This is a genomic window from Micrococcus sp. APC 4021, assembly GCF_030407635.1.
In the GTDB taxonomy this organism is placed as follows: domain Bacteria; phylum Actinomycetota; class Actinomycetes; order Actinomycetales; family Micrococcaceae; genus Micrococcus; species Micrococcus luteus.
Genome location: NZ_JASDCZ010000114.1, coordinates 1 through 7,599 on the forward strand (window position 1 = coordinate 1; position 7,599 = coordinate 7,599).

At 76.5% G+C, this 7,599-nt stretch carries 7 protein-coding genes; 4 read left to right on the forward strand and 3 right to left on the reverse strand.

Features of this window, described 5'->3' with window-relative positions; translation table 11 throughout:
- The 3 genes from guaA to QL983_RS09375 all read left to right on the forward strand — a co-directional run.
- A partial coding sequence (gene guaA, locus QL983_RS09365) for a glutamine-hydrolyzing GMP synthase (RefSeq protein ID WP_290152569.1) occupies positions 1-1,584 on the forward strand: 1,584 nt, incomplete at its 5' end.
- A gap of 98 nt (positions 1,585-1,682) precedes the next feature.
- Complete coding sequence (locus tag QL983_RS09370) at positions 1,683-5,447, forward strand: DUF4011 domain-containing protein (protein ID WP_230297478.1); 3,765 nt, start codon at positions 1,683-1,685, stop codon at positions 5,445-5,447.
- Positions 5,437-5,676: a hypothetical protein gene (locus tag QL983_RS09375; protein ID WP_101965831.1), complete on the forward strand. Its 240-nt coding sequence runs from the start codon at positions 5,437-5,439 to the stop codon at positions 5,674-5,676. Before QL983_RS09370 ends, QL983_RS09375 begins: the two co-directional genes overlap by 11 nt.
- A gap of 20 nt (positions 5,677-5,696) precedes the next feature.
- On the opposite strand, the gene QL983_RS09380 is transcribed toward QL983_RS09375, so the two are convergent.
- Positions 5,697-5,975: an FmdB family zinc ribbon protein gene (locus QL983_RS09380; RefSeq protein WP_230297477.1), complete on the reverse strand. Its 279-nt coding sequence runs from the start codon at positions 5,973-5,975 to the stop codon at positions 5,697-5,699.
- A gap of 88 nt (positions 5,976-6,063) precedes the next feature.
- Positions 6,064-6,729, reverse strand: coding sequence for a 5-formyltetrahydrofolate cyclo-ligase (locus QL983_RS09385; protein WP_230282109.1), 666 nt, complete (start codon positions 6,727-6,729; stop codon positions 6,064-6,066).
- Positions 6,730-6,786: 57 nt separating this feature from the next.
- On the opposite strand from QL983_RS09385, the gene QL983_RS09390 reads away from it, so the two are divergent.
- Complete coding sequence (locus QL983_RS09390) at positions 6,787-7,413, forward strand: GNAT family protein (RefSeq protein ID WP_182488359.1); 627 nt, start codon at positions 6,787-6,789, stop codon at positions 7,411-7,413.
- 63 nt (positions 7,414-7,476) lie between these two features.
- Here QL983_RS09390 and QL983_RS09395 read toward each other — a convergent pair.
- A partial coding sequence (locus tag QL983_RS09395; protein WP_148110984.1) for an integrase core domain-containing protein occupies positions 7,477-7,599 on the reverse strand: 123 nt, incomplete at its 5' end.

The following is a 7,599-nucleotide window of genomic DNA, read 5'->3' on the forward strand; positions in this document are numbered from 1 at the left end:
CCGCTCAGCGACGTGATGCCCACGGTGCTGGTGCTGGACTTCGGCGCCCAGTACGCGCAGCTCATCGCGCGTCGTGTGCGCGAGGCCAACGTCTACTCCGAGGTCGTGCCCGCCTCCACCCCGGCGGCGCAGATCCTCGAGCGTAAGCCCGCGGCGCTGATCCTCTCGGGCGGGCCGTCGTCGGTGTACGAGCCCGGCGCCCCGCAGCTGGACCCGGCGCTGCTCGAGGCCGGGGTGCCCGTGCTGGGCCTGTGCTACGGCTTCCAGTCGATCGCGCACGCCCTCGGCGGCACCGTGGCCAAGACCGGCACCCGGGAGTACGGCTCCACCCGCCTGGACTCGGTGGATGCCGACTCCGTGCTGTTCGCGGACCAGGACCTCGATCAGGTCGTGTGGATGTCCCACGGCGACGCCGTGACGCAGGCGCCCGAGGGCTTCGCCGTGACGGCCTCCACCGCGGGCGCCCCCGTCGCCGCGTTCGAGGACCGCGAGCGCCGCATCTACGGCGTGCAGTGGCATCCCGAGGTGGGCCACTCCTCCCGCGGCCAGCGGGTGCTCGAGCAGTTCCTGCACGTGGGTGCGGGCCTGGGCTCGGACTGGACGGCCAGCGGCGTGATCGAGGAGCAGGTCGAGCGCATCCGCGAGCAGATCGGGGACAAGCGGGCCATCTGCGGCCTGTCCGGCGGCGTGGACTCCGCCGTGGCCGCGGCCCTCGTGCAGCGCGCCATCGGCGACCGCCTCACCTGCGTCTACGTGGACCACGGCCTCATGCGCGAGGGCGAGTCCGCCGAGATCGAGCAGGCCTTCGGCGAGGCCCACGGCGGCGCCCGCCTCGTGATGGTGGACGCGCGCGAGGACTTCCTGTCCGCGCTGGCCGGCGTCACCGACCCCGAGGCCAAGCGCAAGATCATCGGGGAGCGGTTCATCCGCACCTTCGAGAAGGCGCAGGCGGACATCGTCCTCGAGTCCGAGCACGACCCGGACGCCACCGAGGTCCGCTTCCTCGTGCAGGGCACGCTCTACCCGGACGTCGTCGAGTCCGGCGGCGGGGACGGGGCGGCCAACATCAAGTCCCACCACAACGTGGGCGGCCTGCCGGACGACATCGAGTTCGAGCTGTGCGAGCCGCTGCGCGAGCTGTTCAAGGACGAGGTCCGCGCCGTGGGCGCCGAGCTCGGCCTGCCCGAGGGCATCGTGCACCGCCAGCCGTTCCCGGGCCCGGGACTGGGCATCCGCATCATCGGCGAGGTCACCCAGGAGCGCCTGGACCTGCTGCGCCGCGCGGACGCGATCGTGCGCGCCGAGCTCACCGCGGCCGGGCTGGACCGCCAGATCTGGCAGTGCCCGGTGGTGCTGCTCGCGGACGTGCGCTCTGTGGGCGTGCAGGGCGACGGCCGCACCTACGGCCACCCGGTCGTCCTGCGCCCCGTCACCAGCGAGGACGCCATGACGGCGGACTGGGCGCGGATCCCGGACGACGTCCTGTCCCGCATCTCGAACCGCATCACCAACGAGGTCGACGGCATCAACCGCGTCGTGCTCGACGTGACCAGCAAGCCGCCGGGCACCATCGAGTGGGAGTGAGCGGCGCGTCCGGCGCCGCATCCGGCCGCCCCTGACCGGGGCGGCCGTCCGCACGAAGACCGCCTGGACCCAGGCGACGGAGGAAGGACCGCACGCACGTGACCGAGCAGGAGTTCCCGCGCCTGGCCCGCGCCCGCGCCGCCGCACGCCCCGACGAGGGGCAGACCCGCCCCGACCCGGCCGCCTGGGTGTCCTCCCTGGGCTCGGGCGCCGAGAACGACACGATGCTGCGGTTCGCGCCCTCGGCGGCCAACAGCATCGACCTCACGGAAGCGAACTCCTCCGGCGTCTCGCAGCTGCTGCTGGGGCGGCGCACCCGCCTGTCCACCCTGCTGCCGGCCGGCCCGGTGCTGGACGCGGCGCACGAGGTCTCCCTCGGCCTGCGCGCCAAGGTCCGCGAGCTGGCGGAGGAGCGCGGCATCGACGTCGGCGCGCTCGCCGTGGGCGTGGCCACGTGGACGGCCGAGGAGGACGGCCGGCGGGAGCGCCGCTCCGCGCCCGTGTTGCTGGCCCGCGTGGCCCTGACGGTGCGCCGCGGCGCCCGGGGCCGGGACGAGCTGGAGGTCCAGATCACCGAGCCGGCCCGCCTGAACCCGGCGCTCGTGCGGAACCTGCGTCGGCACCACGGCATCGCCCTGGACCCCGAGGCGTACCGGCAGGCCGCCTACGCCACGGCGCGCCTCGAGCCCGCCCCCGCGTTCGCCCGCCTGCGCGAGGAGACCGCCGCGATCGCGGACCTGCACGTCGAGGACTGCCTGCTCGTCTCCACGTTCGCGGACCTCGGCGAGACCGCCTCGCTGCCCGCCTCCCTCGAGGATCTGCCGGTCGTGCAGGCCCTGTACGACGCCGGCACCGGCATGGTGCCGCGCCCGGCGGCGCTGCAGCCCACGGGCGCGCCCACGGAGGATGACGTCGCCCCGGCGGACGAGCGCCTCGTCGTCGACGTCGACGCCGCCCAGGCACGCGTGCTCGAGCACGCCGCGGCGGGGGAGTCCCTCGTGGTGGCGGCCGCCCCCGGCACCGGGCAGACCCAGACCGCCGCCGCCCTGGCCGCGCGCCTGGCCTGGGAGGGTCGGCGCGTGTTGGTCGTGGCCGAGCGCTCCGCCGCCCTGGCCGACGTGCTCGACCGCCTCGAGGAGGCGGACCTGCGCTCGATCGCGCTGGATGTGCCCGCCAACGCGGACCCCGAGCTGCTCCGCCGCCAGCTCGTGCAGGCCGTCCTGCGCTCCGAGCGGGCCGTGGACCCCGACACCGCCCGGGACGAGGCCGCCCTGACCGAACGACGGCGCCGGCTGCAGGAGCACGTCGGCTCACTGCACCACGTCCGCCCCCGCTGGGGCTGCTCGCCGTTCCAGGCGATGCAGGCCCTGGCCGCCCTGACCGGGCTCGAGACGCCGCCGGCCACCACCGTGCGCCTCAAGCGCTCCGTGCTGGACTCCACCGTGAACCGGCAGGCCGTGGGCGAGCAGCTCGTGCGCGCCGGGGAGCTCGGCGCGTTCTCGGCCGCCGCCACCGAGAGCCGCTGGTTCGGCGCCCGCGTGCGCAACGTGCAGGAGACCGAGGCCGCCTCGGAGCTGGCCGACGAGCTGGCGGCCGCCCTGCACACCACCCGGCGCGCCGTGGACACCGCCGCCGCCCAGGCCGGCCTGCGCCCCGAGCGCACGGTGGCCGGCTGGGCGGAGCAGGCGGACCTCTACCGCCGTGTGGCCCGCACCCTCACCGAGTTCACCCCCGAGGTGTTCTCCCTCGACGTGCCCCAGCTGGTCGCGGCGACCGCCACCAGCTCGTGGCGGCGCCTCCACCTGGTCGAGATGTCCTCGGTGACCCGGTCCCGCCTGCGCCGCGCGGCGAAGGACGCGGTCCGCCCGGGCGTGCAGCCCACGGACCTGCACGGCGCCCTCGTGGACGCCGCCGCCGTCCTGGAGGACTGGAACCGCCACGCCGCCGAGCCGGGCACGCCCCCGCAGGTGCCGGACCAGGGCGAGCACGTGATGGGCCAGGTCGGCCAGGTGCGCGAGCGCCTGCGCCGGCTCGAGGGCGTCCTCGCCCCGGAGGCCGTGGCCGAGGCGCCCTTGGAGGAGCGGGACGTGGACGACCTCGTGGCCGCCGTCGACGGGCTCGTGGCGGACCGCGACACCCTGGCCACGCTGCCCGAGCGCACCCTCGTGCTGGACAGCCTGCGCGACCACGGCCTGGCGGAGCTGCTCGAGGACCTGCGCGACCGCGAGGTGCCCACCGAGGCCCTGACCGCCGAGCTCGAGTTGGCATGGTGGCAGTCCGCGCTCGAGGCGATGATCTCCGGGGACGACTTCCTGGCCATGATGAGCGGCACGGACCTGGCGGAGGTCGAGCGCGGGTTCCGCGACCTGGACCGCGCCCATCTCGAGCGCGGCGGCGCCCGGCTCTCCGCCGCGCTGGCCGCGCGCTGGCGGGAGGCGCTGCGCACCTATCGCGCGGACGCGGCCGTGCTGCGCACCCTGCTCAAGCAGGGCAGCCCCACGGTCGAGTCCCTGGCCACGATCACCCCCGAGCTCCTGCAGCCGCTCGTGCCGGTGGTCACCACCTCGCCCATGGCCCTGTCCGAGTTCCCCCCGGAGTGGCGCGCCGACGTCGTCGTGCTGCTGGAGGCCGACGCGACCGCCCTGGCCACCGCGATGGGCGCGCTCACCCGCGCCCCCCAGGTGGTGGCCCTCGGCGACCCGGTCATCGGGCGCCCGCAGTCGTTCCAGGTGTCCGTGGACCCGACGGCGACCGCCGGGCCCCTGCGCCCGCTGCGCTCGGCCCACGACGCGCTGGACGAGGTGCTGCCCACCCTGCCGCTGCGCACCGTGCACCGCCCCCTCGAGCGGCGCCTCGTGCGCCTGCTCTCCGCGCTCGCCTATGACGGCGCCCTGGACGCGCTGCCCACCGCGGGCGAGGCCACCGGCCGGGATCGTGCCGTCACGGCCGAGTACCTGCCCGAGGGCACCGGCATCCCGATGACCGGCGGCGACGTGGTCGAGTCCACGAACGCCGAGGTCGCCCGCACCGTGGAGCGCGTGTTCGAGCACATCCGCGACCGGCCCGAGCAGTCCCTGGCCGTGGTCACGGTGTCCGAGCAGCACGCCCGCCGGGTGGCCGCCGCCGTGCAGGCCACGGCCGCGCAGGCGCCGTGGGCCCACGAGTTCCTCGCCCGCGGCCGCGGCGAGGACGCCGCCGACGCCGAGCCGTTCGTGATCGTGCCGGTCGTGCGCGCCGCCTCCGTGACGCGCGACGCCGTGATCCTCACCCCCGGCTACGGCCGCACCCCGCACGGCCGCGTGGTGCACCACTTCGGCGCCTTCTCCGACCCGGGCGGCGAGCGCATGGTCACGGTCGCGCTCACCCGCGCCCGCCGGCGCCTGCACCTCGTCTCCGCGCTGCGCGCCGCCGACCTGGACGAGGACCGGCTCGACGGCGGCGCCCTCTGGTTCCTGCGGCTGCTCGAGGCCTACCTCGGCGAGGACGCCGCGGATCCGGTGGGCATGGTGGGCGACCCGCTGCTGGCCGATCTGCGCGACCGTCTCGAGGAGCACGGCGCCCGCGTCCTGCCCCGCTACGCCGGCGTCATGGACCTGGCCGTGCTCGATCCGCGCGCGGACCGGGACGAGGCGCCCCGTCCGCTGGCCCTGGCCGGCGACGGCGGCGAGGTGTACCGCGCCCTCACGGTGCGGCAGCGCTCGCGGACCCTGCCCGAGGGGCTCGAGGCCCGCGGCTGGGAGCCCCGGACCCTGTGGGCGATCGACGTGTTCGCGGACCCGGAGTCCGTGGCCCGCGAGCTGGCCGACCGGCTGGGCGTGGAGCCGGCGGACGAGACGGACGAGACCGACGACGATGTCCGCTGACGGCGCGCCGCGCCGCCGCGGCCCGCGCCGGGCGGACGCCCCGGGCACCGGCCCGGCAGCCGCCGACGGCCGCGAGCCGCGCCTGCCCGGGATGCCCCGGCTGACCGGGCAGGCCGGGACGTCGCCGGCGACCGCGCCGACCGGACATGAGGCCGGGGTCGAGATCGGCGCGGCCGAGGCCGAGCACGACCGCTGGCTGCGCGAGCAGCGCCCGCCCCACTGGGGCTGAGCCGGCCCGATCCGGCCGGGTCAGTTCGCGGGGGCGGAGGACGAGGACGACGTCGAGGACGTCGAGGACCCGGCGGCCGAGTCCGAGGTCGATCCGCCGGCCGAGCCGGTGCCGCCCGTGCCGGAGCGCGAGTCGGTCCGGTAGAACCCGGAGCCCTTGAAGCTCACGCCGACCGAGCCGTACTGCTTGCGCAGGACGCCGCCGCACGCGGGGCACTCGGTGAGGGCGTCGTCGGTGAAGGCCTGGACGACGTCGAAGGCGTGGCCGCAGTCCTTGCAGCGGTAGGCGTAGGTGGGCATGCTCAGCTCCAGCTCGCTCGGGGCGCGCCGGGGCGCGCGGTTCTGGGGGGATCCGACCCCCGATGCTACTCCGCGCCGCGGGCCGGGCTCAGACCCAGCGCAGCCCGGCCGCGGTGACGACGCCGTCCACGGGCCGGTCCGTGGGCTCGGCAGGGATGGCGCCCGCCGGCAGCAGCTCGTCCTCGAACACGAGGGCCACGGTCGGCACGCTCCGCGGCAGCTCGGCGAGGAAGCGGTCGTAGTAGCCCCCGCCCTGGCCCAGGCGCATCCCGTCCTCGGCCACCGCGAGCGCCGGCATGACCACCGCGGTCGCCGCCGCCAGCGCGTCGGTCCCGAGCCGTTCGCCCACGGGCTCGTCCACGGGGGCGTTCGCCGCGCGCGCCGTCGCGACGCCCGGGTGCCAGGAGGCCCAGCTCAGGCGTCGTTCCGGCTCGATCACGGGGACGAGCACCCGCGCCCCCGCGGCCAGCAGGCGGGCGCGCAGCCCACCGGTGTCCGGCTCGGTGGCCATCGGCAGCACGGTGGCCACCACCGGGGCGGTCCCGTCCGCGGTCGCCGCGGCCACGCGCGGACCCAGCCACGCCCACAGGTGCTCGACGGCGGCCGCGGACTCGTCGGCGCGGCGCGCGGGGGAGCGGTCGCGGCGGGCGGTGCGCAGGCGCGCACGCAGGGCGGCCTTGGCGTCCACGACGTCGTCGACGCCGGCGACGGGGCCCGTGGCGGCGGGCTCGGGCACGGGAGGGGGAGTGCGCATGTCCCCATGATGCCCGCCGCACCGGTGCCGCGCCCGGCCGCGCATAGGATCGACGCCATGTCCTGGCAGCGTTCCCCCTGGCCCGTGACCCTGCGGCACGGCACCCTCGCCCTGCGGCCGCTGCGGAGGCGGGACCGGGAGGCGTGGGAGGAGCAGCGGGCGCACAACCGCGAGTGGCTGACGCCGTGGGACGCCACGAGCCCCGTGCCGGGCGCGAGCCCGGCGTCGTTCGGGCAGATGGTCCGCTGGCACGGCCGCCAGGGCCGGGACGGCAGCGCCTACACGTGGGGCATGGCCCTCGACGACGACCGCCCGGACCGGGACCGCCTGGTGGGGCTGCTGTCCCTGGGCGGGATCCAGTACGGCTCGGTGCGCTCCGGCTCGATCGGCTACTGGATCGACCGTCGCGAGGCCGGCCGGGGGCTGACGCCGACGGCCGTGGCCATGGCGACGGACTGGGCGTTCCGCAGCGCCGGTCTGCATCGGGTCGAGGTCAACATCCGCCCGGAGAACGCGGCCAGCCTGCGGGTCGTGGCGAAGCTCGGCCTGCGCGACGAGGGCCTGCGGCGCGCGTACCTGCACGTGGACGGCGCCTGGCGGGACCACCGGACGTTCGCGGTGACCGCCGAGGAGGTCCCCGACGGCCTGCTGGCCCGGTGGCTGGCCACCCGGCCGCGCCCCTGAGCGGCCGACGGGACACGCCGCGTGCGGACACGCCCCGATGGCCGGACCGGTCCGCCCCCGGCGCTAGGTGTAGGAGGGCATGACGTTGTTGACTCGGGCCGGTGCCAACGAGGCCGGAGGAGCGTCTCCGCAGGAGGTATGAGGCCGATGGTAGTTGTAGTGGTTCACCCACACCGCCAGGGCCTC

Coding starts and splice junctions, on each gene's coding strand:
- QL983_RS09375 (WP_101965831.1), top strand. CDS start 5,437: ATGTCCGCTGACGGCGCGCCGCGCCGCCGCGGCCCGCGCCGGGCGGAC.
- QL983_RS09380 (WP_230297477.1), bottom strand. CDS start 5,975: ATGCCCACCTACGCCTACCGCTGCAAGGACTGCGGCCACGCCTTCGAC.
- QL983_RS09385 (WP_230282109.1), bottom strand. CDS start 6,729: ATGCGCACTCCCCCTCCCGTGCCCGAGCCCGCCGCCACGGGCCCCGTC.
- QL983_RS09390 (WP_182488359.1), top strand. CDS start 6,787: ATGTCCTGGCAGCGTTCCCCCTGGCCCGTGACCCTGCGGCACGGCACC.